General features: G+C 75.4%; 27 protein-coding genes. 15 read left to right on the top strand and 12 right to left on the bottom strand.

Annotated elements, in window-relative coordinates; genetic code table 11:
• Window positions 1-46: 46 nt before the first annotated feature.
• The 3 genes from ftsR to ACT7CP_RS09875 form a co-directional block, all read right to left on the bottom strand.
• Entirely contained in the window at window positions 47-748 is a 702-nt protein-coding gene (ftsR, locus tag ACT7CP_RS09865) for a transcriptional regulator FtsR (RefSeq protein ID WP_413962701.1), read from the bottom strand.
• Window positions 748-1,230: an FHA domain-containing protein gene (locus tag ACT7CP_RS09870; protein WP_413962700.1), complete on the bottom strand. Its 483-nt coding sequence runs from the start codon at window positions 1,228-1,230 to the stop codon at window positions 748-750. Before ACT7CP_RS09870 ends, ftsR begins: the two co-directional genes overlap by 1 nt.
• 89 nt (window positions 1,231-1,319) lie before the next feature.
• Window positions 1,320-2,705, bottom strand: a complete 1,386-nt coding sequence (locus tag ACT7CP_RS09875; RefSeq protein WP_445442069.1) for a cation:dicarboxylate symporter family transporter — start codon at window positions 2,703-2,705, stop codon at window positions 1,320-1,322.
• Window positions 2,706-2,848: 143 nt separating this feature from the next.
• Here ACT7CP_RS09875 and ACT7CP_RS09880 point away from each other — a divergent pair, with 143 nt between their 5' ends.
• The 5 genes from ACT7CP_RS09880 to ACT7CP_RS09900 all read left to right on the top strand — a co-directional run bounded on the left by ACT7CP_RS09880 (window position 2,849) and on the right by ACT7CP_RS09900 (window position 7,592).
• Complete coding sequence (locus ACT7CP_RS09880; protein ID WP_445442070.1) at window positions 2,849-4,582, top strand: sensor histidine kinase; 1,734 nt, start codon at window positions 2,849-2,851, stop codon at window positions 4,580-4,582.
• Window positions 4,579-5,313, top strand: a complete 735-nt coding sequence (locus ACT7CP_RS09885) for a response regulator (RefSeq protein WP_445442071.1) — start codon at window positions 4,579-4,581, stop codon at window positions 5,311-5,313. Before ACT7CP_RS09880 ends, ACT7CP_RS09885 begins: the two co-directional genes overlap by 4 nt.
• 93 nt (window positions 5,314-5,406) lie before the next feature.
• On the top strand, window positions 5,407-6,453 hold the full coding sequence (locus ACT7CP_RS09890) for a M4 family metallopeptidase (protein ID WP_445442072.1): 1,047 nt from the start codon (window positions 5,407-5,409) through the stop codon (window positions 6,451-6,453).
• Window positions 6,454-6,735, top strand: a complete 282-nt coding sequence (locus ACT7CP_RS09895) for a protealysin inhibitor emfourin (RefSeq protein WP_413962695.1) — start codon at window positions 6,454-6,456, stop codon at window positions 6,733-6,735.
• Window positions 6,732-7,592, top strand: a complete 861-nt coding sequence (locus tag ACT7CP_RS09900; protein ID WP_413962694.1) for a DUF3097 domain-containing protein — start codon at window positions 6,732-6,734, stop codon at window positions 7,590-7,592. Before ACT7CP_RS09895 ends, ACT7CP_RS09900 begins: the two co-directional genes overlap by 4 nt.
• A 62-nt stretch (window positions 7,593-7,654) precedes the next feature.
• Here ACT7CP_RS09900 and ACT7CP_RS09905 read toward each other — a convergent pair whose 3' ends face one another.
• Window positions 7,655-8,728: a LacI family DNA-binding transcriptional regulator gene (locus ACT7CP_RS09905; protein ID WP_445442073.1), complete on the bottom strand. Its 1,074-nt coding sequence runs from the start codon at window positions 8,726-8,728 to the stop codon at window positions 7,655-7,657.
• Between the two features lie 112 nt (window positions 8,729-8,840).
• Here ACT7CP_RS09905 and ACT7CP_RS09910 point away from each other — a divergent pair, with 112 nt between their 5' ends.
• Genes ACT7CP_RS09910 through ACT7CP_RS09930 form a run of 5 tightly spaced genes read left to right on the top strand, consistent with a single transcriptional unit; the run spans window position 8,841 to window position 14,601 of the window.
• A complete protein-coding gene (locus ACT7CP_RS09910) occupies window positions 8,841-10,049 on the top strand; it encodes an extracellular solute-binding protein (protein ID WP_445442074.1) in 1,209 nt (402 codons plus the stop codon).
• Window positions 10,046-10,999, top strand: a complete 954-nt coding sequence (locus ACT7CP_RS09915; RefSeq protein WP_445442075.1) for an ABC transporter permease — start codon at window positions 10,046-10,048, stop codon at window positions 10,997-10,999. The genes ACT7CP_RS09910 and ACT7CP_RS09915 overlap by 4 nt, the downstream gene beginning before the upstream one ends.
• Window positions 10,999-11,814 carry an ABC transporter permease gene (locus ACT7CP_RS09920; RefSeq protein ID WP_413962690.1) on the top strand — a complete coding sequence of 272 codons (816 nt, stop codon included), beginning with the start codon at window positions 10,999-11,001 and terminating at the stop codon, window positions 11,812-11,814. The genes ACT7CP_RS09915 and ACT7CP_RS09920 overlap by 1 nt, the downstream gene beginning before the upstream one ends.
• A 7-nt stretch (window positions 11,815-11,821) precedes the next feature.
• Window positions 11,822-13,018 (top strand): ABC transporter ATP-binding protein, encoded by a 1,197-nt coding sequence (locus tag ACT7CP_RS09925; RefSeq protein WP_445442076.1) that lies wholly within the window; start codon window positions 11,822-11,824, stop codon window positions 13,016-13,018.
• Window positions 13,015-14,601: an inositol monophosphatase family protein gene (locus ACT7CP_RS09930; protein WP_445442077.1), complete on the top strand. Its 1,587-nt coding sequence runs from the start codon at window positions 13,015-13,017 to the stop codon at window positions 14,599-14,601. Before ACT7CP_RS09925 ends, ACT7CP_RS09930 begins: the two co-directional genes overlap by 4 nt.
• On the opposite strand, the gene ACT7CP_RS09935 is transcribed toward ACT7CP_RS09930, so the two are convergent.
• The gene (locus tag ACT7CP_RS09935; protein WP_445442078.1) at window positions 14,598-15,554 is read right to left on the bottom strand and encodes an NUDIX domain-containing protein; all 957 of its coding nucleotides are present in this window, start codon (window positions 15,552-15,554) and stop codon (window positions 14,598-14,600) included. The two genes, ACT7CP_RS09930 and ACT7CP_RS09935, sit on opposite strands and share 4 nt — an antisense overlap.
• 41 nt (window positions 15,555-15,595) lie before the next feature.
• Between ACT7CP_RS09935 and ACT7CP_RS09940 the strand changes: the two genes are divergently transcribed.
• Window positions 15,596-16,075: a hypothetical protein gene (locus ACT7CP_RS09940; protein ID WP_413962686.1), complete on the top strand. Its 480-nt coding sequence runs from the start codon at window positions 15,596-15,598 to the stop codon at window positions 16,073-16,075.
• Between the two features lie 50 nt (window positions 16,076-16,125).
• On the opposite strand, the gene ACT7CP_RS09945 is transcribed toward ACT7CP_RS09940, so the two are convergent.
• A complete protein-coding gene (locus ACT7CP_RS09945) occupies window positions 16,126-17,133 on the bottom strand; it encodes an NADP-dependent oxidoreductase (RefSeq protein ID WP_445442079.1) in 1,008 nt (335 codons plus the stop codon).
• A 116-nt stretch (window positions 17,134-17,249) separates the two neighbouring features.
• Here ACT7CP_RS09945 and ACT7CP_RS09950 point away from each other — a divergent pair, with 116 nt between their 5' ends.
• A complete protein-coding gene (locus tag ACT7CP_RS09950; protein ID WP_445442080.1) occupies window positions 17,250-18,020 on the top strand; it encodes a Pr6Pr family membrane protein in 771 nt (256 codons plus the stop codon).
• Here ACT7CP_RS09950 and ACT7CP_RS09955 read toward each other — a convergent pair.
• The gene (locus tag ACT7CP_RS09955) at window positions 18,017-19,537 is read right to left on the bottom strand and encodes a flavin monoamine oxidase family protein (RefSeq protein WP_445442081.1); all 1,521 of its coding nucleotides are present in this window, start codon (window positions 19,535-19,537) and stop codon (window positions 18,017-18,019) included. The two genes, ACT7CP_RS09950 and ACT7CP_RS09955, sit on opposite strands and share 4 nt — an antisense overlap.
• A 43-nt stretch (window positions 19,538-19,580) precedes the next feature.
• Between ACT7CP_RS09955 and ACT7CP_RS09960 the strand changes: the two genes are divergently transcribed.
• Window positions 19,581-20,000, top strand: a complete 420-nt coding sequence (locus tag ACT7CP_RS09960; protein WP_445442082.1) for an RNA-binding S4 domain-containing protein — start codon at window positions 19,581-19,583, stop codon at window positions 19,998-20,000.
• 45 nt (window positions 20,001-20,045) lie between these two features.
• On the opposite strand, the gene ACT7CP_RS09965 is transcribed toward ACT7CP_RS09960, so the two are convergent.
• Complete coding sequence (locus tag ACT7CP_RS09965) at window positions 20,046-21,011, bottom strand: 3-methyladenine DNA glycosylase (protein WP_445442083.1); 966 nt, start codon at window positions 21,009-21,011, stop codon at window positions 20,046-20,048.
• Between the two features lie 93 nt (window positions 21,012-21,104).
• Between ACT7CP_RS09965 and ACT7CP_RS09970 the strand changes: the two genes are divergently transcribed.
• Together ACT7CP_RS09970 and ACT7CP_RS09975 are read left to right on the top strand one after the other, a co-directional pair.
• A complete protein-coding gene (locus ACT7CP_RS09970; RefSeq protein WP_413962680.1) occupies window positions 21,105-21,539 on the top strand; it encodes a hypothetical protein in 435 nt (144 codons plus the stop codon).
• 70 nt (window positions 21,540-21,609) lie between these two features.
• The gene (locus ACT7CP_RS09975; protein ID WP_307500808.1) at window positions 21,610-21,867 is read left to right on the top strand and encodes a hypothetical protein; all 258 of its coding nucleotides are present in this window, start codon (window positions 21,610-21,612) and stop codon (window positions 21,865-21,867) included.
• An 18-nt stretch (window positions 21,868-21,885) separates the two neighbouring features.
• Here the strand turns inward: ACT7CP_RS09975 and ACT7CP_RS09980 are convergent, their stop codons facing one another.
• The 4 genes from ACT7CP_RS09980 to ACT7CP_RS09995 all read right to left on the bottom strand — a co-directional run bounded on the left by ACT7CP_RS09980 (window position 21,886) and on the right by ACT7CP_RS09995 (window position 25,799).
• Window positions 21,886-22,866, bottom strand: a complete 981-nt coding sequence (locus tag ACT7CP_RS09980) for a J domain-containing protein (protein WP_445442084.1) — start codon at window positions 22,864-22,866, stop codon at window positions 21,886-21,888.
• Window positions 22,863-24,533, bottom strand: coding sequence for a stealth family protein (locus ACT7CP_RS09985; RefSeq protein ID WP_445442085.1), 1,671 nt, complete (start codon window positions 24,531-24,533; stop codon window positions 22,863-22,865). Before ACT7CP_RS09985 ends, ACT7CP_RS09980 begins: the two co-directional genes overlap by 4 nt.
• Window positions 24,534-24,639: 106 nt before the next feature.
• Window positions 24,640-25,080 carry a hypothetical protein gene (locus ACT7CP_RS09990; protein ID WP_445442086.1) on the bottom strand — a complete coding sequence of 147 codons (441 nt, stop codon included), beginning with the start codon at window positions 25,078-25,080 and terminating at the stop codon, window positions 24,640-24,642.
• A gap of 5 nt (window positions 25,081-25,085) precedes the next feature.
• On the bottom strand, window positions 25,086-25,799 hold the full coding sequence (locus ACT7CP_RS09995; protein WP_445442087.1) for a hypothetical protein: 714 nt from the start codon (window positions 25,797-25,799) through the stop codon (window positions 25,086-25,088).
• Window positions 25,800-25,942: the final 143 nt, after the last annotated feature.

Below are 25,942 nucleotides of genomic sequence, written 5' to 3' on the forward strand. Positions count from 1 at the left end.
TGCGGACACGTCAGTCTACGGGCCGGGCCCGTGGACGCGAGCGCGGTCAGGAGGAGAGGCGGCCGAGCGCGGAGCGGATGAGGCTCCCCCGCACGACCTCGAGCTGCTGGGCGATCTCGCGCGCGAGCTCCGCCGCGTGGGCCCGGCTCGACGCGTCGCGGCGCCGGGACACCGGCACGAGAGCCGACTCGATGAGGCTTAGCTCGCGCTCCGCCGCCTGGCGGAAGCCGCGGAGGTGACGGGGCTCGATGCCGGTGCGCTGCAGCTCGACGAGCGCGCGCATCACCTGCACGGCCTCCTCGCCGTAGACCTCGGCGGGCACGAGCACCCCCGCGGTGATCGCGTCGCCCAGGAGCGGCGCCGTGGCGCCCGACTCCCGCACCAGCTCCGCGCGGCTGTAGCGGCGCTCCTGGTCGAGCATGGACGCGGGCGGCGTGGTCGCGGCACCGGGGAGCGCGGGCGACAGGCCGGCGTCGAGGTCCCGCAGGTAGGCGCGGATGACCTTGAGCGGGAGGTAGTGGTCGCGCTGCATCCCGAGGACGGTGCGGAGGCGCTCCACGTCGGCGGGGCTGAACTTGCGGTAGCCGGACTCCGTGCGGGACGGCTGGACGAGGCCCTGCTCCTCGAGGAAGCGGAGCTTGCTGTTGGTGAGGTCGGGGAACTCCGGGGTGAGGCGCGCGAGCACCTGCCCGATGCTGAGGAGACCGGGGGTGCGGGCTGGCGTCGACCGGGCGGCGGACGCCGGCACTACTCGATCGTCCGGCCGACGAGGTCGGTGCGCGACGCGTAGAAGGTGAGGCGGAACTTGCCCACCTGCACCTCCGCGCCGTCCTGGAGCAGGGCGGTGTCGATGCGGACGCCGTCGAAGTACGTGCCGTTGAGCGAGCCGAGGTCCTTGACCTGGAACGAGGTGCCCTGGCGGACGAACTCCGCGTGGCGGCGGGACACGGTCACGTCGTCGAGGAAGATGTCCGCGTCGGGGTGGCGGCCGGCGACCGTGACGTCGGCGTCGAGGAGGAAGCGGGCCCCCTGGTTCGGTCCGCGCCGGACCACGAGGAGGGCGGATCCCGAGGGGAGCGCCGTGACGGCGTCCTTCTCCTCGACCGAGACGGCGCCGTCGAGGCCCGCGAGGGCCGCTCCGAGCTCGTCGCGGAAGGTGGCCGTGGTGTCCGTGCTCGTGTACTGCTCGGGCACGCGCGTGGCGTCGTGACCCTGTTCGCGTCCATCCATGGTCGTACCTCCTGTGACCTGACAGCGTAACGGATGGGACACGGCCGGGACCACGACGGGGACGACCCGGGCGTGGTCCCGGCGACGGATCAGCGGGATGCGGGTCGCGGGTCGTCGCCGCGCTCGCCGGCGCGGGTCACGTCGGCCTCGAGGGCCTCCGCCGGCGCCTTCAGCTCGGCGTCGTGCTCGGTGCCCATGCTCGTCTCGTCGAAGGGGTCGCCGCCGCCGAGGACGAGGGCGACGCGGTCGGCGTCGATGCCGCGGGTCCACGTGCCGATGAGCAGGGTGGCGACCGCGTTCCCGGTGAAGTTCGTGAGGGCGCGCGCCTCGGACATGAACCGGTCGATGCCGACGATGAGCCCGACGCCGTCCACGAGGTCGGGGCGGTGGGACTGCAGGCCGCCCGCGAGGGTCGCGAGGCCGGCGCCCGTGACGCCCGCGGCGCCCTTCGACGCGATGATCATGAACACCAGCAGCGACACCTGCTCGCCGATGGCCAGCGGGCTGCCGAGCGCGCTCGCGATGAACAGGGACGCCATCGTGAGGTAGATCGCCGTGCCGTCGAGGTTGAACGAGTAGCCCGTGGGCACCGTGATGCCGACCACCGGCTTCGAGACGCCGACGTGCTCCATCTTCGCGATGAGGCGGGGCAGCGCGACCTCGGAGGAGGACGTCGACACGATGAGGAGGTACTCGCGGCCGAGGTACTTCATCAGCCGGAAGATGTTGACGCGGGCGACGAACCACAGCAGCGAGCCGAGCACCACCACGATGAAGAGCGCGCACGTGATGTAGAAGCCGATCATGAGGGTCGCGAGGCTGATGACCGCCTGGATCCCGGTCGCCCCGACGACGGCCGCGATGGCGCCGAACGCGCCGAGGGGCGCCACCCACATCACCATGCTGAGGATGCGGAACACGAGGATCTGGATGTTGCGGATGCCCTCGAGCACGGGCTCGCCGCGCTTGCCGAGCTGCTGCAGGGCGAAGCCGACGAGCAGCGCCACGAACAGGGTCTGCAGGATGCTGCCCGACGTGAGGGACGACAGGAGCGACGTCGGGATGATGGAGAGGAGGAAGTCCTTCTCGTCGGTCGCCTCCGTGGAGCCCTCCGGCGCGCGCAGCCCGCTGAGGTCGAGGCCCTCGCCCGGGTGGATGAGGTTGCCGACGACGAGGCCGATCGCGAGCGCGAACGTCGACATGACGATGAAGTAGAGGAGCGCCAGCCCGCCGACCCGGCCGACCGTGGCGGCCTTCGCGACGGATCCGACGCCGAGCACGATGGTGCAGAAGATGATGGGCGCGATCATCATCTTGATGAGGGCGACGAACGCGTCGCCGACGGGCTTGAGCGCGACGCCCGTCTCGGGGGCGACGAGGCCCACGGTGACGCCGAGGAGCACCGCCACGATGACGGCGATGTAGAGGTAGTGCTGGCGGTCCAGGCGACGGAGCGCGGCGATGGGGTTGGTCATGGGACGTCCTTGTCTCGTGAGCGGCGCCGGCGCACGGGGTGCGCCAGGCGGTCATCGTCAGGATGTCCCAGGAGCGGGCACGGCCCGGTGTTGTGTTCATAATGTTCCTGCCGGGGTGCCGGCAGCGGACGCGAGGAGGCAGCATGTCGCGACGCGCGCTGCCCGGCCGCATCCGCCTCCGCCTCCGCCGACCGGGCCTCCCCCGCGGGATCGCGGCGCGGCTCCTCGCGGTCCAGCTGGCCGTGCTCCTCGTCGTCGCCGTCGTCGCCACGGCGGCGCTCTGGGCGGACTCCCGTCAGCGCGCCGAGCAGGCCGCCGCCGACCGGAGCCTCGCGGTGGCGACGACCGTGGCGGACTGGCCGCGCGTCGCCGAGGGGCTGGCCTCCGCGGATCCGACCGGCGCGCTCCTCGACTACTCACGGGACGTGACGCGCGACACCGGCGTCGACTTCGTCACGATCATGGACCGCGACACGGTGCGGGTGACCCACCCCGACCCCGACGAGATCGGCCGGAGGTACCTGGGCACGACCGGCCCGGCGCTCGCCGGGCGGTCGATGACCGAGACCTTCACCGGGACGCTCGGGCCGAGCGTCCGCGCGGTCGTGCCCGTGCGCGACGCGGACGGCGGGATCGTCGGGCTGGTCGCGGCCGGGGTCACCGTCGAGCGCGTGACCGAGGTGCTGGGCGCCCGCCTGCCGGGCCTCGTCGGCTCGGTCGGGGCGCTGGCGCTCCTGCTCGCGGCCGGCGCGGTGCTCCTCAGCCGGTCGCTCGAGCGGACGACGTGGGGCCTCGGGCCCGAGGAGATGGCGCGGATGCTCGCGTACTACGAGTCGGTGCTGCACTCCGTGGGCGAGGGCATCGTGCTCGTCGACCGGGACCGGCGGCTCGTGCTGCACAACGACCAGGCGGCCGAGCTGCTGGAGACGGACCTGGATCCGGCCGACGCACCCGTCGCGGTCGAGGGGCTCGGCCTCCCGCCCGCGGTCGAGCGGTTGCTGGCCGCCGGGACGACGGCCGACGAGGTCGTGCACCTGCCGTCCGGGCGGGTGCTCGTCGTCACGCAGCGGCCGGCGCTGCCGACCGGCCGCACGGGGAGCGCCGCACGGCTCGGGACGGTGACGACGCTGCGCGACCGCACGGAGGTCCAGCGCCTGTCGGGCGAGCTGGCCACCCTGCGGACGCTCGCCGACGCGATGCGCGCCCAGACGCACGAGTTCGCGAACCGCCTGCACACGATCGTCTCGCTGATCGAGCTGGAGCGGCCGCGCGAGGCGCTCGCGCTGGCGGCGGCGGAGCTCGAGACGGACCGGCGGGCGTCGGAGGGCGGGCTGACCGAGGACGCGGATCCCGTCGTGCGGGCGCTCGTGCGCGGCAAGGCGGCGCAGGCCGCCGAGCGCGGCGTCGAGCTGACCGTGCGCGTCGCCGAGGGCACGGGCGATCCGGGCGTCCCGGCGCCGGAGCTCGTGACCATCCTCGGCAACCTCGTGGACAACGCGATCGACGCCGCGGCCGACCCGTCCGTCGCCACGGCGCGCGGCGACGACCGCGGGCGGGTCGAGCTGTCGCTGTCGCGGACGGCGGCGGGCGCGCTCGTCATCGAGGTGGCGGACGACGGGCCGGGCGTGGATCCCGCGGTGCGGCCGCGCGTGCTGGAGTTCGGCGTGACGACCAAGACGGGCGACGCGGGGCCGCGCGGCGTGGGGCTCGCGCTCGTCGCGCGGTCGGCCGCGCGGCTCGGCGGCGCGGTCGAGGTGGGCGACGCGGACGCACGGCTGGGCGGGGCGCGCGTGCGCGTCGTGCTGCCGGCGGATCCCGCGGGGCGCGCCGTCGACGACGCGGCCGACGCCGCCCGCGCCGGGGTGGTGCGCGCGTGATCCGGGTGCTGGTGGTCGACGACGACGTGCTGACCGCGGAGGCGCACGCCCTCTACGTCGGGCGGCTCGACGGCTTCACGGTCGCGGGCGTCGCGCACACGGGCGGCGAGGCGCTGCGGCTCGTCGCGGAGGCCGGCGCGGACGGGATCGACCTCGTGCTCCTCGACATGACCCTGCCGGACATGCACGGCCTGGAGGTCTGCCGCCGGCTGCGCGCGGCCGGACGGGCGACCGACGTCGTCGCCGTCACCGCGGTGCGGGACCAGGCCGTGGTGCGCAGCTCCGTGACCGCGGGGATCGTGCAGTACCTCATCAAGCCGTTCACGTTCGCGGCCTTCGCGGAGAAGATGGCGGCCTACGTCGGGTACCGCGAGGGCCTCGGCGCGGGGAGCGGCAGCACGACGCAGCTGCAGGTCGACCGGGCGCTCGCGGCCCTGCGCTCCCCCGCGTCCGATGCCCGGCTGCCCAAGGGCATGTCGGCGGAGACGCTCGACCTCGTGCGCGGGATCGCCCGCGGGGACGGGGACGGGGACGGGCCCGCGGTCGGCGGGGCGGACGGCGCGCCGGCCGCGGAGGGCGTGTCCGCCGCGGAGGTGTCCGGCGCGCTCGAGGTGTCGCGCGTGACCGCTCGCCGGTACCTCGAGTACCTCGCGGACGTCGGCCAGGTGGAGCGCGTGCCGCGCTACGGGACGCCCGGGCGGCCGGAGCTCGGGTACCGCTGGACGCGGTGAGGCACCGTACGGCACCGGGTCCCGCCGCGCCATGGCCGGGCCGGATCCGCTCCCGCCCGTGACGATGTCGCCGCCCCGTGCGAGTCTCGGGACATGAGACGCACGATCCTCCCGCCGTACCTGCTGACCCGCCTCGCCGAGGCCGACCCCGAGCGCATGTCCGCCGCGCGGCAGGCCGCCCGTCGCGCGCTCCGCGACCAGGGGCCGCTCATCCACGACCGACGGGGACCCGGCGCCGAGCCGGACGCGTCGGCGCGCGCGGATCGCGACCCGTCGGGGATCCACCGCACGATCTTCGACGCCGGGAACCGCGAGGAGCTGCCCGGCCGCACGGTGCGCGTCGAGGACGCGCCCGCCACCGGCGACGCGGAGGTCGACGAGGCCTACGCGGGTCTCGGCGCCACCTACTCCCTCTTCTCCCAGGTCTACGGCCGGGAGTCGCTCGACGACCGCGGCCTCCCGCTGCTCGCGACGGTGCACTACGGCGAGGAGTACGACAACGCGTTCTGGGACGGCACGCGCATGGTCTTCGGCGACGGGGACGGCGAGGTGTTCGCGCCGTTCACGCGCTCGCTCACGGTCATCGGGCACGAGCTGACCCACGGGGTCACCGAGCTGACGCTCGGCCTCGTCTACCAGGGGCAGTCGGGCGCGCTCAACGAGTCGATCTCCGACGTGTTCGGCGTCCTCGTCGAGCAGCACGCGCTCGGGCAGACGGCCGACGAGGCCACCTGGCTCGTGGGCGCGGAGCTGTTCCTCGACCGGTCGACGGGGCTCGCGCTGCGGTCGATGCGCGCGCCGGGCACGGCCTACGACGACGACGTGCTCGGGAAGGACCCGCAGCCCGGCCACATGGACGACTACGTGGAGACGCAGGAGGACAACGGCGGCGTCCACATCAACTCCGGGATCCCGAACCGCGCCTTCGTCCTGGCCGCCACGGCCATCGGCGGCGCCGCCTGGGAGGGCGCGGGCCGCGTCTGGTACGACGTCCTCGAGTCGGGCAGCGTGCGGGCCGACTGCGACTTCCCGGCGTTCGCCCGGGCCACGATCGACGCGGCGGCGGCGCGGTACGGTGAGGACGCGTCCGAGGTCGCCGCGGTCCAGGCGGCGTGGGAGGGCGTCGGGATCGAGGTCTAGGTGGAGATCGCCGTGTCGCGCACGGGCGGGATCGCGGGCATGACCCGCACCTGGTCGGTGCGCGTGGACGACGGCGCGGACGAGCAGGCCGCGTGGTGCGCGCTCGTCGACGACTGCCCCTGGGACGAGCCGGCCCCGCCGACGCCCGGCGCCGACCGCTTCACGTACGTCGTGCGCGCGGACGACCGGGAGGCGCGCCTCGGCGAGGCCGCCGTCGAGGGCCCGTGGCGTCGGCTCGTCGACCGGGTGCGCGAGGCGTCCCGTGGGAGCCTGGGGGGATGACGCCGCCTCCCCTCGACGACGACCGCTACGGACAGGACGTGCTCGCCACCGGCTGGCGCGGACCCGCGAAGGCGGCCCCCCGGCCGCAGGACGCGACGCGCGACCTCGTGGTCGAGGAGCTGTCGACGGGGTTCTGCGGCGCGATCGTGCGCGTCGAGTCCGGGATGGTCGTGCTCGAGGACTTCCGGCGGAAGCAGCGCACCTTCCCGCTCGGCGGGTCCTTCCTGCTCGAGGGCGAGCCCGTCGCGCTCCGCGTGCCCCGCGCCGCGCCCGCCGGACCCGCGCGCACCGCGTCCGGGTCGCTCGCGGTCGCCGACCGGCAGGCGCGCGTGGCGCTGCCCAGCCGGATCTTCGTGGAGGGCCGGCACGACGCCGAGCTCGTGGAGAAGGTGTGGGGCGAGGACCTCCGCATCGAGGGCGTCGTCGTCGAGTACCTGGAGGGCGTCGACCACCTCGACGAGGAGCTCGACCGGTTCCGTCCCGGGAGGGGCCGCCGCGTCGGCGTGCTCGTCGACCACCTCGTGCCCGGATCCAAGGAGAGCCGGATCGCCGAGGCCGTCGCCCGCGGGCCGCACCGCGCGCACGCGCTCGTGGTCGGCCACCCCTACGTCGACGTGTGGCAGTCGGTGAAGCCCGGGCGGCTGGGCCTCCGCGAGTGGCCCGTGATCCCGCGGAACGTCGAGTGGAAGCACGGCATCTGCGCCGCGCTCGGCTGGCCGCACGAGGAGCAGGCGGACATCGCGCGGGCCTGGCAGCGGATCCTCGGCCAGGTGCGCTCGTACCGGGACCTGGAGCCCGCGCTCCTCGGCCGGGTGGAGCAGCTCATCGACTTCGTGACGGATCCCGCCGCCCGGTAGCCGCCGCCCCCGCGCGCCCGCCGCCCCGCGCGCCCTCCGCGCCGCCGCTCGGGCCGGCGACGTCAGGCCGGCGCGGCCGCCGTCTCGCCGAGCCGCAGGCGCACGGGCAGCACGACGCTCGCCGGGGTGCGCCCCGCGAGGAGCTCGCCGACCATCCGCCCCGCCTGCACGCCGCGGTCGTGCAGCGGCTGCTCGACCGTGGTGAGGCGCGCCCCGAGCCACGGCAGGTCGGCGCCGTCGAAGCCCGTGACCGTGAGGTCCTCGGGCACGCGGAGCCCGCGCGCGTCCGCGGCCCGGAGGGCGCTGGCGGCGAGCACGTCGTTCTGGGCGAGGATCGCCGTGGGCCGGGACGGCAGGTCGAGCAGCACGCCCGCGGCGGCCTCCCCCGCCTCCAGGTCGCGCCCGCCCGCCTCGACGCGGACGGCGTCCGGGAACACGGCGCGCGCCGCCCGGAGCCGCTCGCGGATCGTACGGTTGACGATGGCCTCGAGGCCGTCGCCGACCGGCAGGACCGGGCCGGGCGGGCCGTCCTGGTCGATGCGCGTGGTGCGCATCAGCACCCCGACGCGGCGGTGGCCGAGCCCGCGCACGTGCCGGGCGAGCTCGCCCATGCCGCGGGCGTCGTCGATGTCGACCACCGCGACGCCCTCCTCGTGCGGGCCCTCCACGCCGACCATGGGGATCCGGCGGGCGCGGAGGCCCGGCAGGAGCGCGTCCACCTCCTCGCCGCGGGTGAGGAAGACGACGGCGTCCACGGGCATGCCGTCGAGCAGGGGCGCGGATCCGGCGCGCGGCTCCCGGCGGCCGGGCAGCAGCAGCTGCCCCACGTCGAGCTCGTCGAGCGCCTCGCTGAGGCCCGCCATGGTCGCGAGGGCGACCGGGTTCTGGAACGCGCGCCGGATGCTGCCGGCGACGACCACGCCCACGATGCCCGAGCGGCCGCTCTTCAGGGACCGGGCGGTGGGATCCGGGCCGGCGTAGCCGATCTCGGCGGCCGCCCGCAGGATCCGCTCGCGCGTGGCCGGCGTGATCGAGCCGGTGCTGCGGTACGCGAGCGACGCCGTGGAGGTGGAGACGCCCGCGAGCGCGGCGACGTCGGCGAGCGTGACGGAGGTGCGCGGCGAGTTCCTCCTCATGCCGTCCACCATATTGACGCGTCGCCGCCCGATCGGCGCGTTCGCCCTCGGGGACCGCGATCGCAACGTTCCGTTCACGTCCGGGCCACGGGCGCCCCGCACCATCGAAACGATGCGATCCGCATCGCTCCCCCAGCAGAAGGACACCCGACCCGTGATCCCCCGTCGTCACCTCCTCGCCCTCGCCGCCGCCGCGTCCGCCGCGGTCGCGCTCGCCGGCTGCGCTCCCACCACGAGCACGCAGGCCCAGGCCCAGAACCACGCCGTGACCGACGCCTCGGGCACCGCCCGCGTCTTCATCTCCGGCGACACCAACGTCCAGGCCCTCTGGGACGACGGGATCATCCCCGCGTTCGAGAAGGCGAACCCCGGCGCCAGCGTCACCACGACGCTCGACCTCCACGGCGAGCACGACGCGCAGACCATGGCCACGCTCACGAGCTCGGTGCAGGGCGGGACCGATCCCGGCTACGACCTGATCGACGCGGGCTTCACCGCGGCGGCCGGCACCGGCGGGCTCCTCGCGCCCGTCACGGCCGACACGATCCCGAACCTCGCCACCGTGCCCGACGCGACCGTCCAGTCGGGCGGCGGCTTCGGGATCCCCTACCGCGCGTCCTCCGTGCTCCTCGCCTACGACTCCACGAAGGTGCCGACCCCGCCGAGGACGCTCGCGGAGCTGCTCGCCTGGATCGAGGCCCACCCGGGCCGGTTCGCCTACAACTCCCCCTCCACCGGCGGATCCGGCGCGGCCTTCGTCACGACCGTCCTCGACACGCACCTCGACGACGCCACGCGCGAGAAGATGACGACCGGGTACGACCCGTCGCTCGAGGGCGCGTGGGACGCCGGCTTCGACCAGCTGAAGAGCCTCGACGCCTCCATGTACCAGGGCGGCGTCTACCCCAACGGCAACAACCAGGTGCTCGACCTGCTCGGCACGGGCGCCATCGAGATGGCGCCGGTCTGGAGCGACCAGGTCATCACCGCGCAGAAGGCGGGCACGCTGCCGTCGACCATCGCGTACGCGCAGATCTCCGACCCGGCCTTCACGGGCCACGCGTCCTTCCTCGGCATCCCGAAGACGGCCGAGCACGCGGACGTCGCGCAGGAGCTCGCCGACTACGTGCTCTCCGCGGAGGGCCAGGCGGTCATCGCGAGCACCATCGCGGGCTACCCCGTCATCTCGCTCGACCAGGTGCCCGACGACCTCAAGGCCCAGTTCGCCTCGGCCGACCCGTCGACGCTCCGTCCCGGGTACTACAGCCAGATGGCGTCGGACATGGCGAACCTCTGGGACCGGAAGGTGCCCGGCCAGTGACGGCCGTCCGGACCGCGGCCCCCGCCGCGCCGGCCGTGCGCGCGCGGCGGATCTCCCCCGAGACCCGCCGCGCCGGCGTGGGCCTCGCGCTCGCGCTTCCGCCCGCGCTGCTGCTCGCCGTGTTCGTCGGGATCCCCGTCGTGCTCGCCATCGGCTTCAGCCTCGGCCACACGGGCGGGCTCAACAGCACCATCGCGTCCATCGGCCTCGGCACCCGCACCGCCACGAGCTGGTGGGGCACGCTCGACGCCTACGTCGACGTGTTCACCGACCCGCGCTTCCTCCGGGACCTCGGCGTCACGGTGCTCGTCACCGTCCTCTCCACGGCCATCGTGATCGCCCTGTCGCTCGCGATCGCGCTCAACCTGCGCCTGCGCGGCGGCCGGCTCGCGTCGCTGTTCGCGGGCCTCGCGATCGTGCCGCTGTTCATCCCCGTCGTCATCGCGTCGTGGGCGATCCTCACCTTCTACTCGGGCGACGGGTTCGTCCGCACGGTGTTCGCGCTCCTCGGGCTCGACGGGCCGACGTGGGGCTACACGACGGTCGCGGTGGTCATCGGATCCGTCTGGACGAGCCTGCCGTTCGCGACGCTCATGGCGACCTCGGGCGTGCAGGGCATCCCCGACGCCATGATCGAGGCGGCCCGCGACGCCGGTGCATCGACCTGGGCGATCGTCACGCGCGTGCTGGTGCCGCTCGCCGCGATCCCGCTCGTGATCGCGACGACGTTCACGGCGATCGGCGTGCTCGGCTCGTTCACGGTGCCGTACTTCACCGGCCCGAACGCGCCCAGCATGCTCGGCGTCGACATCTCCAAGTACTTCACGGGCTTCAACCACCCGCAGCAGTCGATCGTGATGGCCGTCGTGGTGTTCGTGCTCGCGTCGGGCATCGCGTTCCTCTACGTCCGGGCGAACTTCCGCTCGGCGAAGGCGGAGGGCCGGGTCTGATGCGCGCGCTCCTCTCCGCCCGCGGGTGGGTCCAGGCCGCGCTGTTCGCGGTCGTCGCGGTGTTCATCCTCGGTCCGCTCCTGTGGCTCGCGGTGCACGCGTTCGCCACGGACTGGGACTACCCGAGCCTCGTCCCCGCGGGCCTCACGCTGCGCTGGTGGGCGGTCGTCTTCGAGGACCCGCAGCTCGCCGCGGCCGTGCGCAACTCGCTGTACTTCGCGCCCATCACCGTGCTCGTCTCCGCGGTCGTGTGCCTCCCGGCGGCCTACGCGTTCTCCCGGTTCTCGTTCCCCGGCCGGCGGATCCTCCTGGTGGGCCTGTTCGCCACGAACGCGTTCCCCAAGATGGGGCTCTTCGTGTCGATGGCGTCGCTGTTCTACGGGCTGCACCTCATGAACACCGTCGCGGGCATCGTGATCGTGCAGCTCATCGGCACGGTCGTCTTCATGACCTGGATCCCCGCCGCCGCGTTCAGCGCCGTGCCGCGCGCCCTCGAGGAGGCCGCGCGCGACGCGGGCGCGGGCCGGGTGCGCACGTTCCTGCACGTGACCCTGCCGCTCGCGCTGCCCGGGATCCTCGTGGCGGTCCTCATGTCGTTCCTCGCCGCGTTCGACGAGGCGCAGGGCACGTACCTGGTGGGCGCGCCCGTCTACATGACGATGCCGACCGAGATGTACTCCCTCGTCCTCAACCACCCGAAGCAGGTCGCGGCCGTCTTCGCGATCCTCCTCTCCGTCCCCTCCGTCGCCCTCCTCCTGCTCGCCCGCCGCCACATCATGGGCGGGCGTCTGGCCGAGGGCTTCCAGATCCGTTAGGCCGGCCATGACCGCTCCCGCTCCCTCCCCCACGATCACCGACGCCCCGGCGTCCCCCGCTCCCTCGGGACTCGCCGTCGCCGGGCTCTCCAAGGACCTCGGCGGCCGCACCATCGTCGACGACCTCCACCTCGACGTCGCCCGCGGCGAGCTCGTCGCGCTGCTCGGCCCCTCCGGCTGCGGCAAGACCACCACGCTGCGGATGATCGCGGGCTTCCTCGCGCCCGACCGCGGATCCGTGGTCATCGGCGGCCGGGACGTCACCGACGCGGGACCCGACCGGCGACCGAGCGCGATGGTGTTCCAGGCCTACGCGCTCTGGCCGCACCTCACGGTCTTCAAGAATGTGGCCTTCCCGCTCACGCTGCGGCGGCTGCCGAAGGACGAGGTCGCCCGCCGGGTGATGGCCGCGCTCGAGACCGTCAACCTCGCCCACCACGCGCACTCGCGCCCCGCGCACATCTCGGGCGGGGAGCAGCAGCGCGCCGCCCTCGCGCGCGCCATCGTGCAGGAGCCCGACCTGCTGCTCCTCGACGAGCCGCTGTCGAACCTCGACGCGAAGCTGCGGGTGAAGGTGCGGGAGGAGATCCGCGACATCCAGCAGCGGCTGGGGATCACGACCCTCATGGTCACGCACGACCAGGACGAGGCGCTCGCGATCTCCGACCGCGTCGCCGTGATGGACCGGGGCCGCATCGAGCAGGTGTCCGCGCCCACGGAGCTCTACGCCCGGCCGCGGACGCTCGTGGTCGCGTCGTTCATCGGCAGCATGAACCTGCTGCCGTCGCCGCGGCTGCCCGGCACGACGCCGGAGACGCTCGTCGGGGGCGCGCCCGCGGCGTTCGCGCCGACCTCGGCCGACCGGGACGTCTGGGCCGTGCGCCCCGAGGACGTGGCCTTCGCGCCGCGCGGATCCCGCCCCGAGGTCGACGCGACCTCGGTGGTCGTCCGCCGCGTGCTGCCGCACGGCCACTTCCAGGAGCTCGTGCTCGACGCGGGCGGCGTGGAGGTGCGCGCGCTCGTCACCGGATCCGCCCCCGCGGTCGGCGACGGCGGCACCGTCACGCTCCGCGACGTGCGGCACTACCGCGACGGGATGCTCGCGGACGACGGGCCGCGTCACGCGTCCGCGGCCGCTGCCGCCCCGGCCTCCGCTGCCGACGCTGCTCCTGCTCCGGCCGTGACGACGGGCGCGACGCGATGACCGCCGCGACCGCCCACCGCGGCGACTCCTCCCGGCAGCGCGAGAACACGCTCGCGGCCCTCCGCTCGGCCGCCGAGGCCGGCGCCGCGGCCGTCGAGGTCGACGCGCGCGTCACGCGCGACGGCCAGGTGGTGCTCCTCCACGACGACACGCTCGCGCGCCTCTGGGGCCTGGACGCGCGCGTCGCCGACCTCGACCTCGCCGAGGTGCGCGCCCTCGGCGGCGGCGACCTGCGGATCCCGCTCCTGGCCGAGGCGCTCGACCTCCTGGCCGCCACGGGCGCCGAGCTCGTGATCGACATGGCGTCCGGGGATCCGGCCGCCGCCGCCCACGCGGTCGTCGCCGCCGCGCCGCGCACCCCGCGCGTCGCCTGGTGCGGGCACCTCGACGGCATGCGGGCGATCCGGGCGCTCGACCCCGACGCCGTGATCTGGCTCCCCTGGGCCGACGCCGTGCCGCCGACCGCCGACGACCTCGCCGAGCTGCGGCCCGCGGTGGTCAACCTGCCGCACCTCGTCGTGGGTCCCGCGCTCGTCGAGGCCGTGCACGCGCACGGTGCCCGCGTCGCGGCGTGGACCGTCGACGAGCCCGCGCAGATGGCGTGGCTCGCGTCGATCGGCGTCGACGCGATCACGACGAACCAGCTGCCGCTCCTCCTCGACGTGCTGGCGCGCCGGGCCGCGGACGTCGCCGCCGCCGACGCCGCCGCGACCGCCCCGGCCGCCGAGCGCACGCGCGCGCGGTCCGTCGCGCGCGAGCTCGCCGGATGGGCCGTGCACCGGGTCCGTTCGCACGCGGTGGGCGACGTGGCGACGAAGGCGAACCCCGCGGACCACGTGACCGAGATCGACCGCGCCGTCGAGCGCGACGTGCGCGCCGTCATCGGGGCCCAGTTCCCGCACCACGTGCTGGTCGGCGAGGAGTACGGCGGCGAGGCCGTGCCCGGGCGCCCGTGCTGGTACCTCGACCCCGTGGACGGCACCGCGAACCTCGCGAACGGCGTGCCGTGGACGAGCTTCTCGCTCGCGCTCGTGGTGGACGGCGCGCCCGTCGTCGGCGTCGTGGCGGATCCCTGGCGCGGCACCCTGGTCGAGGCCGCCGCCGGGGAGGGCGCGTGGTCCGACGGCCGCCGGCTCGACCTCGCGGCGACCCCGCACGGCGTCGCCGCCCCCGCCGCGGATCCCCTGCGCGGCCGGATGGTGAGCACCGAGCTCGCCGGGCACGCGCCCTGGCCGGGGATGCTGCCGCTCCTCGACGCGCTCGCGGCCCGGTGGTGCACGCTGCGGATCATGGGATCCGGCACCCTCACGGTCGCCGGGATCGCGCTCGGGCACGGCGCGGGGGCCGTGATCGGGTCCTTCGGGCCGGTCGACCACCTCGCGGCGACGCTGATCGTGCGGGAGGCGGGCGGCGTGGTCCTCGACGCGGACGGGGACGACGCGCTCTTCCCCGAGTCCGGCGGCGTGCTCGCGGCGCGGGACCGGCCGACCGCCGCGGCGCTGCACGGGCTGTGGCGCGCGGGGATCGTCGAGGCCCTGAGCGCGGCGATGCCCGCGGGGGCGGGCGCGACCCCTCCGGCCTAGCCCGCGTCGCGATCCGCGCGCGCGTCGAGGAGCGCGCGGATCCGGCCGGGGCCGAGCACGCGGGCACCGAGCTCCTCGACGCGCGCGACCAGCCCGCGGTCGGCCGTGACCACCACGACCTCCCGGCCGGCGTCGCGCGCCGCGGCGACGATCCGCACGATCTCGCCGTCGCCGTCCGCGGGGGCCGGCGCCACGGTCAGCCCGGGGGCGCGGAGGACGGGCAGCGCCGGATCCGTCGCGGGCGCCGGGGGGAGCACCGCGTCGCGCGCGGCGCCCTCGACGACGGCCACGACGTCCGGCCAGCGCACGTCGCCCGGGAGACCCAGGTCGGCGGCGGGCAGCCCGTCGCGCGCCAGGGCGTCGAGCTCGGCGAGGAGGCGGGTCGTGGATCCGGCGCGGTCGCGCCACCAGCCGTCCGGCCGGGAGCCGAGCAGGTTCGCGGTGTCGACCACCAGGGTCACGTCGCGCGCGAGCTCCGCGCGCAGCATGGGCCACGACCGGCCGAAGCCCGGGTGCAGCGGCAGCGCGTCGACCTCGTCGACCGGCACCCAGCGCAGCTCGATGCTCTCGGCGTCGGCGACGCGCGGCTCGAAGGGGCGGAGGACGCGCGCCGTGACGGTGGCGTAGCTCCAGAAGCCGAGGTCGAGCACGGTGGCGAGGACCGGCCGGATCCCGGCGGGCGGCACCCCCGCCTCCTCCGCCGACTCGCGCGCGGCGCCGTCGACGGCCGACTCGCCCGCGTGACGCGCCCCGCCCGGGAGGCCCCACGTGCCGCCGTGGTGGCTCCACGCCACGCGGTGCTGCAGGAGGACGCCGCGGTCGGGGTCGTGCACGAGGAGGCCCGCGGCGCCGAACGCGCCCCAGAAGCGCTGCCCGTCGGGGCCCTCGACCCAGGCGTCGCCGCTGTCGCGATGCGCACCGCGCGGGAGCTCGGGCGGGCGATCGGCGCTCATGCGATCCACCATCTCACGGTCGCCTTCGGTAGCGTCGGGGGATGTCGTGCATCAGGTTCACCACCGCCGCGCAGCTCGAGGCCCTGCACCGGACCGCGCCCGCCGTCCTCACCGCGGAGCAGGCCGCGGCCCTGCATCCCGCGCCCGAGATCACGCCCAGCAAGATCCGCCGGCTGCGCCTGCTGGCCGAGCACCGCGACCCCAAGGTGCGCGAGAGCGTCGCCAGCAGCCGGCACGCGCCGCTCGACGTGCAGCAGGCGCTCGCGCGCGATCCCGACGAGGGCGTGCGCGCCTGCCTCGCCCGGAACTCCGCCGCGCCCGCGACCGTGCTCACGATGCTCGTGGGCGACACCTCCGAGCGCGTGCGCTCCTGGCTCGCGATCAACGACGCGACGCCGCGCGCGGCCGTCGTGATGCTCGAGTGCGACGAGTCGCCGGCCGTGCGCGACCTGCTCCGCTGGCGCGAGGCGCACATCGAGACTCCGGCCGAGCCGGAGCCCGCCGAGGTCCTCCGCACCTGACGCCGCCGATCCGCGGGGCGCGGGCATCGCGTCCCCGGACGCCGCCGGCGTCAGGCCCGGCCGTCGGCGACGTCGCGGGCCTTCGCCGTGCTGCGCCGGTCGCCCGGGTAGTGCACGGGGCGCATGCCCAGCACGATCTTGCCGCGCGCGTGCCGGCGCTCCAGGTCGTCGAACGCCTCCTGCACCTGGGCGAGCGGGTAGAAGCCGGACACGAGCACGTCGACCTCGCGCTTGGCCGCGAGCTCCGCGACCGTGGCGAGGGTCCGGGAGCGGTGCACGTCGTCCTCGTCCACGGGCGGCAGCACGGCCTCGAGCTCGAGGTGCTTCCGGTCGTCGCTCGAGCTGAAGCGCTTCGCCGTGACGCCCAGCTCCTCGGCCACCTGCTCGCCGCCGCCGAAGTTGTCGACGAAGGCCTGCACGCCGTTCGGGGCGGCCTTCCGGATCCGGTCGGCGAGGCCGTCCCCGTAGACGACCGGGGTGACGCCGATCTGGCGCAGGTAGTCGAAGTTGCGCTCGCCGCACGTGCCGATGACGCGGGCGCCACGGCGCATCGCCAGCTGGGCCTCGATGCTGCCGACCCCGCCGGCCGCGGCGGACACGACGAGGGTGTCGCCCTCGCCCACCGTGACCGCGTGCAGGACGTCGTGCGCGACGAGGCCCGCGAGGAAGAGGCCGCCCGCGACCTCCCACGGGAGCTGCGCGGGCTTCGGGACGACGTTGCCCGCGGGCACGACCACGTGCGTCGCGTGGGCGGCCATGACCGTGTGGCCGAGGACGTCCTGTCCCTTGCGGAAGCGCGTGACGCCCTCGCCGACCGCGGCGACGCAACCCGCGAAGTCGCTGCCCTGGCCGTTCGGGAAGGCCGTCGGCACCTCGTCCGGGAAGCGGCCCTGCCGGATGTACGCCTCGATGTGGTTGATGCCCGCCGCGAAGACCTCGACGAGCACCTCGCCGGGGCCGGGCGTCGGCCGCGGGACGTCGACGACCTCGAGGACGTCGACGCCCCCGAAGGAGGCGAACTGCACCCGCTGGCTGGTGGATCGCGATGAAGGGCTCATGGCGGTCATCCTGCCGTCCCCGCCCGCGACGCGCGAGGGCACGGAGGCGATCGTGAGACCTCGTTCGTAGACTGGACGCGACGGGGATGCCGGGAGTCGGCCGCGATCGGAGTGCTGTGCAGAGGATCCTCGGTGCCGTGCGCCTGGTCGCCGCGCTCGTCGGGGTCGTCGCCCTCGCCGCGGACTTCGACTACGTGCAGGGTTTCACGACATTCGCCGCGGAGAACTGGTTCAGCTACTTCACCACGCAGAGCGGGATGGCGGGGGTCGTCGTGCTCACCGCGTCGGGCCTCCACGCGCTCCGCGGGGGCGTCGAGCCGCGGCTGATGGCGGCCGTGCGCGCCGTCGTCCTCAGCTACGTGGTGGTGTCCGGCGTGGTCTTCGGGCTCATCGTGCTGGAGTCGAGCGCGCAGGCGTACTACGTGGAGGTGCCGTGGTCGAGCCGGCTGCTGCACTTCGTGATCCCGGCGTACGCGCTCCTCGACTGGACCCTCGCGCCCGGTCGCCCGCGCGTGACCTGGAAGGCCGTCGGCTGGGCGATGCCGTTCCCCCTCGCGTGGTGCGCCTTCACGGAGATCCGCGGGCCGCGCGTCGGCTGGTACCCGTACTTCTTCCTCGACCCCGCGCAGGTGGGCGTGCCCTTCGAGATCGCCGCGTGGCTGGCGCTCGTCGCGGGCGTGCTGGCGGGCGTGACGGCGCTCGTCGTGGGGCTGAGCCGCGTGCGGCCGGCGGATGCGCCGCCGCGGGCGCGGGAGGACGCGTCGCCGGTGGCGGCTGCGGACGACACCGTGGGCTCGACCGGATCCGCGCCGCCGCCGGCCATGCCGGATCCCGCGGAGGACGCGCCCGTCGCGCCCCGCCGGGCCGCTGCCCGCTCCGAGCGCTAGGGCGTCGGGGTCGGGCTCGGCGTCGCCGTCCCGCCCGGTCCGTCCGTCGGGGCGGGCGTCGCCGGGCCGACGAGGTCCGGATCCGCGAAGGGCAGGAGCGTGCGGAGCGCCGCCGCGCGCAGCTCCTGGTCGTCCATGGCCGCGACGCGCTCGGCTGCGAGGGCGCCGACCTCGGCCATGAGGACGGGCTCGCCCGAGATGGGCATCAGGTTGTACCAGCGCGTGATGCTGCCGTCGGCGTCGTGCGAGGTCCACACGGTGGCGGTCGTCGACCAGAACGGCGCGGCGAAGCGGAGCCAGACGCGGTCCGCGCGGCCGGGGCCGAGCGCCCGGATCGCCTGGTCGTGCGCGGCCGGGAGCGCCGGGTCGAACGCGATCGCGCCCTCCTGCAGCACCCCGAGCGGCACCGTGACGACGACGCGGTCGACCGAGAGCGACTCGCCGGATCCGAGGCGCAGCCCCACCCGCCCCTCGCCGTACGCGATGCGCGAGACCGTCGCCTCGCGCAGCACGTCGATGTCCTGGTCGCGCAGCAGGTGCTGCACGAGGCCGGCGAAGCCGCCCGTGACGGCGACGTTGCCGACGGGCGCCGGCTCGTCGAGGCCGTGCGCGGCGGAGATCTCGTCCGGGGCGGCGCCGTGGGCGATGGCGACGTCGGTCGCGAGCAGCGCGGCGAGGTCGGCGGCGGGCGAGGCCGCTCCGCCGGCCGCGTCGAGGTCGTCGCCGCCGGTGTCGCGCAGGGCGGCGGCGAGGCTGATCGCGCCCGGCTGGGCGAGGGCGTGGGCGCGCGCGGCGGCGAGGGCGTCGGATCCCGCGGTGGACGGATCCCGCACCTGCCCGTCGGGGCCGCGGTGCTCGGCGATGAGCGCGAGGCCGTACCGGGAGATGCCCGCGGCCTCGACGGCGTCGCGGAGCACGTGGTCGTCGTCGGCGGCGAGCCAGAGCGCGCCGACCTCGGCGGGGTGCGGCCAGTCGGGGCTCTCCGTGCCGCCGGCGGCGCGGATCCGGCCGCCGAGCTCCGCGCGCGCCTCGACGAGCACGACGTCGTGGCCGGCGTCGCGGAGGGCGCGGGCCGCGGCGGTGCCCGCGATGCCGGCGCCGATGACGGCGACGCGCTCGGTGCCGGCGCCTGCCCGGTCCACCTCGTCCGCCGCGCGCAGGCCGGACGCGTAGGCGCCCGCGACCGTGCCGGGGCGGTCCGCGCTCGTGGCCTCGCCGGCGAAGAACACGCGGTCGTCGACGGGACGCGCGAGGGCCTCGCGGTCGGCGCGCGTGGCGCCCGGGCGGAGGTAGCTGCCGGACCCGCGGGCGAAGGGGTCGCCCGCCCAGTCGGAGCGCGCGAAGGCGACCGGGTCCGGGAGGCCCGTGGCACCCGCCGTGGGCACGGGCGTCGGCATCGCGGACGGCGTCGCCGTGGGGGTGGCCGGGGCGGGCGTCGTCCGCGTGCACGCCGCGAGGCCGAGGAGCGAGAGCCCCGACACGGACGCGGTGAGGAGTGTGCGGCGGGTGATCGACATGCTCGGGCCAGCGTACCGGGGAGCCGTCGCCTAGGGTCGGAGGATGCCCCTCGACGACGTTCTGCCCCCCGCCCCCGCCGGGCAGGCGGCCGTCCGCGTCGACAGCTGGCTGTGGGCCGTGCGCGTCTACAAGACCCGGTCGCAGGCGACGGCCGCGTGCCGCGCCGGGCACGTGCGGGTCGCCGACGAGCGCGTCAAGGCGTCGCAGTCGGTGCGGCCGGGCGACGAGGTGCGCGTGCGGGTCGCGGGCGCCGAGCGGATCCTCGTGGTGCGCCGCACGCTCGTGAAGCGCGTGGGTCCCGCCGTCGCCGCGGAGGCGATGACCGACCTCACTCCCCCGCCCCCGGCGCGCGACGCGGCGCCCGCGACCGTCGTGCGCGATCGCGGCGCGGGGCGTCCGACGAAGCGCGACCGGCGCGAGATCGAGCGGCTGCGCGACCCCGAGGGCGTGCGCGGACGCTGACCGCCGGCGGTCGCGACGTCGGCCGCGCCACGCCGCGGTGTCGCGCTAGAGGCCGGCGGCGGCCACGCGGCGCGCGTGCGCGAGCTCGTCGAGGATCCGCGCCCGCAGCGCGTTCGACCGCTCCGCGAATCCCCGCTGCTCGGCCGCGTACCTGGCCTTGCCCGAAGGCTCCTCGATCCGCACGGCCTCGAGGCCGAGCCCGGAGACGTCGTACGGGCTCGCGCGCATGTCGAGCGAGCGGATGTCGCGGGCCAGCTCGAACGCGTCGAGGAGCAGCTCGCCGGGGACCAGCGGGCCGAGCTTCGTCGCCCACTTGTAGACGTCCATGCCCGCGTGCAGGCAGCCGGGCTGCTCGAGGTCCGGCTGCGTCTCGCGGGTGGGCGAAAGGGCGTTCCTCGGCACGGCCTCGGGCGTGAAGAAGCGGAACGCGTCGATGTGGGTGCAGGCCAGCTTGTGCCCCTCCACGACCTCGTCGGTCGCGGCCGAGCCGAGCCGGAGCGGCAGCCGCTCGTGCCGCTGCTCGCCGGGGGCGACGCGGTAGACCATCGCCCACTCGTGCAGGCCGAAGCAGGAGAAGCGGCCGGGGCGGGCGGCGGTACGGGAGAGGATCCGCTCGACGAACGACGCCGTGGACCCGCGGGCCGCGAGGTACGCGCCGGCGTCCACGCGCACGCCGTCGGCCGCGCGCTCCGCGTCGCCGACGTACCAGCGCCAGGCGGACCGCTCCTCGCCCGCGCCGTCCGCGAGCACGACGCCCGCGCCCGGGTGCCAGCGGCGCAGGAGCGAGGGCTTGTGCGGGTAGTAGGTGAAGAGGAAGTCGTCGACCTCGTGGGTGCGGCCGGCCAGGCGGCGCTCGCGGAAGCCGGCGGAGAACGCGTCGGCCCGGGCGGCGTGCCGGTCGGCGCGGTCGCGCCAGGCGGACGGGTCGAGGACCGCCGCGCGGGGCCGCTCCTCCGCGGCCGTCGACGCGTCGGCCCGCTCGGCGGGCAGGAGGTCGACGGCGGGGATCACCTCACGAGGCTACCCGCGGCGGCCGGGCGATCCCGCGCCGTCGGGACGCGGATCCGGCCTCGACGGGGACCTCCGCACGGCTAGCATTGGCGCATGGATGACGACTCCCTTCTCACGCCTCCCGGCGTCGCCGGCTACACGATCACCGAGATCGTCGAGAGCGAGTCCGGCGGCGAGCCGCTCTTCATCTCGGCGATCCACCTCGACGGCGAGCACGTCGCCAACTGGATCTCGACCGACCTCGACGAGGACGACGGCATCGTCGCCGACCTCGACCACGCGTTCGGCGGCCCGGCCACCGACCGCCTGTTCCGCCAGGCCGCGGCGATCTTCCCGGACGCCGTGCTGTCCGAGATCCTCCCCGAGCTCGTGAGCTTCCTCTGGGTCGTGGCCGACGTCGCCGGCGTCGCCGACGACCAGGACCTCGACTTCGAGGCCGCCATCCGCGTCGTCGCCGCCGAGGGCGACCTCGACGCGCAGGACCGCGACCTGCTCGGCCGGCTCGAGAGCCTCAAGCGCATCGACTGACCCCCGTCCGCACGGACCCCGGAGCCCCGCCCGCCCTGACGCGCGCGGGGCTCCGGCGTACGGTCGACGCATGAGCGACTCCGACATCGATCCCCTGTCCACCGTCCAGGGCGCCCCCGGCGTCACGCAGGGCATGCCCGGCGAGGGGGACCCCGACTCGAGCACCGGCGGCATCGTCCCCGACGGCGAGGCCGTCCGGCACCTCGACGACGAGGAGGCCCCGGGCGACGGCGGCCTCTCGAGCGGCGGCGACTCGGTCGCGGCCGACGAGGATGCGGCCGACACCGCGTCGGGCGCGGAGGACGCGCCGACCGACCTGCCCGCCTGACCCGCGACGAGGCGGGCGTCAGCCCGCGGACGGCCCGAGCAGCGTCAGCCGCTCGCGGAGGAGCGCCCGCACGGCGTAGGGATCCGCCACGCTGAGCCGGCCCTCCTCCGAGACGCCGTCGCGCAGCACGAGCGGCAGCACCGACCGGCGGACGACGAGCGCGCCCCGGTTGCGGCCGCGCTCCACCCGCTCGACGGGCTGCGCGAGCGCGTCGTCCGGCACGACGACCACCGCGGCCGCGAACCGCACGCCCGCGGACGCCGCGAGCGACCGGGCGGCGCCGACGAGCCACGTGACGGGCGCGTCGCCGGGGGCGAAGGCGCCGTCCGGATCCGCCGCGACGGGCTGCAGCTCCCCGCGCACCAGCTGCACCGCGGCGCCCCAGTCCTCGGAGCTGAGCGCGAACAGGCCCGCGGGCGCGAGGACGACGTGGTCGACCTTGCCGTCGCCGGCGAGCGGACGGACGTCGTGGAAGATCGTCGCGCCCATCCCGAGGGACGCCGCGGCGCGCGCGGTCGCCTCCTCGGCGAGGGCCTTCGCGAGGAGCCAGCGGACGTCCCGGGGCGCGCGGCGCACGAGCTCGGGCGACCAGGGATCCACGCCGAGGTCGGCACCGGGCGCGACGCCCTGCCACTCGGCGACACGGGCCAGATAGTGGGCGCGGGCGAGGGCGCCGGCGACGCCGTGCACGGTCGCGCCGAGGCGCGTGCCGGATCCGGGCGCGGGCGCGTACCCCGCGTCGTCCGGGCCGAGCGGGTCGTCGTCGGACGCCGAGGCGCGCCCCTGCCCGCGGTCGTACGCGGCGCGGTCGGCGGGATCCCCGACGAGCTCCCACGCGCGCTGCACGGCGTGGAAGAGGTGCGCCTCCCCGCCCGTGTCCGGGTGGGTGGCGCGGACGAGCCGGCGGTACGCGGCGCGGAGGTCCGCGGTGCCGGCCGCGGGATCCACGCCCAGCACCTCGTACGGGGTGCGGTCGGCGGGGCTGCCCGCGCGGCTCACTCCGCCGGGGAGGCGGGCGCGGCGTCCGCGGACGCGGACGCGTCGGCGACCTCCGCCTCCCAGGGCGCCGGGATGCCGTAGTAGCGCTCGAGGAAGTCCTGCACGCGCTCCTGCCGCTCGTCGGCGGGGACCTCGGGGAAGGAGCCGTCGTTGAGGCAGAAGAAGTCCTGCGAGCGGCGCTTGAGGAGGCCCGGCAGGAGGTCGAGACCGGCGCGGGACGTGGTGTCGACGTACGTGACCTTGGCGCTCTCCTGCTGCACCGCGCGCGCCGTCATCTGGGCGTAGTAGTGGTACAGCGAGTTCGTGACGGAGATGTCGGTGCTCGACCGGAAGCGGCTGAGCTGCGTGCGGTGGAAGTCCTCGGCGAACTCCTGCTCGAGCTCGAGCAGCACGCTCTTGCGCAGCGGCGTGGCCGCGTGCTCGAGGTGCCGCGTGATGAGGCGGCCGAAGCGGTCCATGAGGAGGCGCCGGTTGACGCGCGCGGAGTTCTCGAAGCCGCTGCGGTCGGAGTCGTTGTCGCCCAGGCCGATGCGCGTGGACGCCTCGATGAACTTCGTGATCCCGCCGGGCGAGAAGAACATGCCGGGCTGCACGGGGCGGCCGAAGAACATGTCGTCGTTCGAGTACAGGAAGTGCTCGCTGAGCCCCGGGATGTGCTGGAGCTGCGACTCGACGGCCTGCGAGTTGTGCGTGGGCAGGGCGGCGGGATCCGTGAAGAACTCCTCGCTGCGCACGAACGTGACGCCGGGGTGGTCGGCGAGCCAGGCCGGCCGCGGGGAGTCGGTGACGATGAAGATCCGGCGCACCCAGGGCGCGAAGAGGTAGACGGAGCGCAGGGCGTACTTGAGCTCGTCGATCTGGCGGAAGCGCGCCTCGGAGTCGTCGCCCTCGCCGACCACGACGTCCTTCATGCGCTCGGCGCGGCGCTTCTGGAACTCGGGGTCGTTGCCGTCGACCCAGGAGAAGACCATGTCGATGTCGAACGTGATGTCGGACGCCTGCGCGTCGAACATGCCGCGGAGCGTCTTCCACTCGTGGCCGTACATCTCGACCGTGGCGGGCACGACCTCGTTCGCCGGGAGGATCTCGCGGGTGAGCGAGTTCTCGACCGGCCAGACGATGGTCTCGCCCTCGAAGCGGAAGAACTGCAGCTCGACCGCGGTGGAGGCGCCGTACGCGAGGAGGCCGTCCGGCTCGATCCGCGGGCGATAGAGGCGGAAGATGCCGGCGTCGGGGTTGTCGGTGAGGCGGCCGTCGGCGACGAGCAGCGGCGGGCGGCGGCGCCCGTCGACGGTCTTCGCGTAGAGCGGCTCGTCGGCGCAGGCGGCGACGAGGGCGCGCACGACGGTGTCGCGGTTCTGGACGTCGATGGCGATGACCGGGCGCTCGTCGTTGCCGCGGATGAGCCAGAAGTCGATGCCGGTCGCGAGCAGCGCGTCCCGGATGAAGAGGAGGTCGGTCACGAGCGCCTGGTGGGGCGTGAGCTCGCGGTTCACCAGCGTGGCGAGGCCCTTGCGGACGACGACGTCCGGGCGGTGGTGCGTGGTGGGCCATGTGGCGGGGGCGGGGGCGACCGCGTCGTCCTGGCGGGAGAACTCCTCCTCGCTGGTGGCCGGATCCACGGTCGGCTCGAGCGCGACGTTGAACTGCCGTGCGCTGCCCGCCATGGATCATCCCCTTGTTGCTTCTCGTGTGCTGTCGTGTGCGCCCGACCGATGAGGGGGCGACGGATCATTGTACCGAGCGCGGGTGCGCGCCCCCGGCCGGGGGCGGTCAGCGCGCGGGCAGGGCGGGTCGGGGGCGCCCGTCGGCGTCGCGGCCGAGCCGCGCGTGCAGGAGGAGGACGAGGGCCGTGCCGGAGAGCACGCCGTCGAGGAGCCCGGCCGGCAGCAGGAACACCATGAGCACGAGGGTCACCGCGCACATGATCCCGGCGAGCGCGAGCCCCCACAGCCGGTCCCGCCAGAGGCCGATGCCCGCGGTGATGCGGAGGGCGGCGAAGATGCCGCTCATCGCCATCATCAGGTGGAGGTTCTCCTGCAGGTACGGCAGCGCGAAGACCTTCGCGTCGTCCGTCAACGTGGACTGCGGGACGCCGAGGACCAGCAGGACGACGAGCCCGACGGCCACCAGGCCCTCCATCAGGACGCCCTGGGCGAGGAGGAGCACGGCCGCGGCCCGGAGCTCCCGGCGGGCGAGGCGCGACGGGCCCACGGCGGTCAGCCCTCCACCGGGGTGGCCGGCAGGGGGTCGACCTCCCAGACCACGGGGGCCGCGAGGAACGGGTGCGTGGCGGGATCCGGCGTCTGCACGACGATGCGCGGGACGTCGTGCCAGCGCAGCTCCGTCAGCTCCTGGCCGGCGGGGACCGCGTAGACGACGCACGCGAGGTCCTCCGCGACGTCGTGGCCCTCCTCCAGGCGGAGGTCCGGCACCTCGTACGGGCACTCGCCGCCCATGCTGATGCCGCCCACCTCGCGCTGGATGATGTCGACCTCCGTGCCGTCGGCGAGGAACGGGCGGAGGACCGGCTCGTCCTGCGGGCCGCGCTCGCCCTGGAGCCACCGGGTCTGCACGAACGCGAAGTAGGGGGTCCGATCCGTGAACCGCTCGCCGTCCTCGTAGCCGGACCAGTAGGTGGGCTGGCCCTCGACCACGCCGAGCAGCGCCGTCGCGACGACGTCGGACACGGCGCCGGTCGCGTCCGCGCTCGGGAGGGCGATCGGGTCGCCGAGCGCGAGGCGCTGGCCCGGGGTGGCGGTCGGCGCCTCGGCCGGCATGGCCACGGCGTCGAACGGGACGGGCGGCGGGCCGTCCGGACCCGCGGAGCATCCGGCGAGGAGGAGGGCGGACGCGGCGAGCGCGGCCGCACCGCGGGCCGCCGGGGCCGCGCGTCGTCGTCGTCGGCTGCGTGCGGGCGTGCGGCTGCTCATGGTGTCCCCCGGGTCGATCACCCGACTGTGACAGCTGCCGGTGAGGGTCGGCAAGCGCGGGGGCGCCGGTCGGGGGCGCGCGGTGGCGGGTGCGAGGATCGCTGTCACACGCCCGACACACGACTGCGCTCTACTGGATCCGC

Source organism: Clavibacter rahimiani, assembly GCF_052654495.1.

Excerpts from the sequence above, each read along its gene's own strand:
- ACT7CP_RS09960 (WP_445442082.1), top strand. The coding sequence starts at position 19,581 with ATGCCCCTCGACGACGTTCTGCCCCCCGCCCCCGCCGGGCAGGCGGCC.
- ACT7CP_RS09940 (WP_413962686.1), top strand. The coding sequence starts at position 15,596 with ATGTCGTGCATCAGGTTCACCACCGCCGCGCAGCTCGAGGCCCTGCAC.
- ACT7CP_RS09890 (WP_445442072.1), top strand. The coding sequence starts at position 5,407 with ATGAGACGCACGATCCTCCCGCCGTACCTGCTGACCCGCCTCGCCGAG.
- ACT7CP_RS09905 (WP_445442073.1), bottom strand. The coding sequence starts at position 8,728 with ATGAGGAGGAACTCGCCGCGCACCTCCGTCACGCTCGCCGACGTCGCC.
- ACT7CP_RS09900 (WP_413962694.1), top strand. The coding sequence starts at position 6,732 with ATGACGCCGCCTCCCCTCGACGACGACCGCTACGGACAGGACGTGCTC.
- ACT7CP_RS09880 (WP_445442070.1), top strand. The coding sequence starts at position 2,849 with ATGTCGCGACGCGCGCTGCCCGGCCGCATCCGCCTCCGCCTCCGCCGA.
- ACT7CP_RS09955 (WP_445442081.1), bottom strand. The coding sequence starts at position 19,537 with ATGTCGATCACCCGCCGCACACTCCTCACCGCGTCCGTGTCGGGGCTC.
- ACT7CP_RS09910 (WP_445442074.1), top strand. The coding sequence starts at position 8,841 with ATGCGATCCGCATCGCTCCCCCAGCAGAAGGACACCCGACCCGTGATC.
- ACT7CP_RS09930 (WP_445442077.1), top strand. The coding sequence starts at position 13,015 with ATGACCGCCGCGACCGCCCACCGCGGCGACTCCTCCCGGCAGCGCGAG.
- ACT7CP_RS09925 (WP_445442076.1), top strand. The coding sequence starts at position 11,822 with ATGACCGCTCCCGCTCCCTCCCCCACGATCACCGACGCCCCGGCGTCC.
- ACT7CP_RS09995 (WP_445442087.1), bottom strand. The coding sequence starts at position 25,799 with ATGAGCAGCCGCACGCCCGCACGCAGCCGACGACGACGACGCGCGGCC.
- ACT7CP_RS09870 (WP_413962700.1), bottom strand. The coding sequence starts at position 1,230 with ATGGATGGACGCGAACAGGGTCACGACGCCACGCGCGTGCCCGAGCAG.
- ACT7CP_RS09970 (WP_413962680.1), top strand. The coding sequence starts at position 21,105 with ATGGATGACGACTCCCTTCTCACGCCTCCCGGCGTCGCCGGCTACACG.
- ACT7CP_RS09985 (WP_445442085.1), bottom strand. The coding sequence starts at position 24,533 with ATGGCGGGCAGCGCACGGCAGTTCAACGTCGCGCTCGAGCCGACCGTG.
- ACT7CP_RS09875 (WP_445442069.1), bottom strand. The coding sequence starts at position 2,705 with ATGACCAACCCCATCGCCGCGCTCCGTCGCCTGGACCGCCAGCACTAC.
- ACT7CP_RS09920 (WP_413962690.1), top strand. The coding sequence starts at position 10,999 with ATGCGCGCGCTCCTCTCCGCCCGCGGGTGGGTCCAGGCCGCGCTGTTC.
- ACT7CP_RS09945 (WP_445442079.1), bottom strand. The coding sequence starts at position 17,133 with ATGAGCCCTTCATCGCGATCCACCAGCCAGCGGGTGCAGTTCGCCTCC.
- ACT7CP_RS09975 (WP_307500808.1), top strand. The coding sequence starts at position 21,610 with ATGAGCGACTCCGACATCGATCCCCTGTCCACCGTCCAGGGCGCCCCC.
- ACT7CP_RS09935 (WP_445442078.1), bottom strand. The coding sequence starts at position 15,554 with ATGAGCGCCGATCGCCCGCCCGAGCTCCCGCGCGGTGCGCATCGCGAC.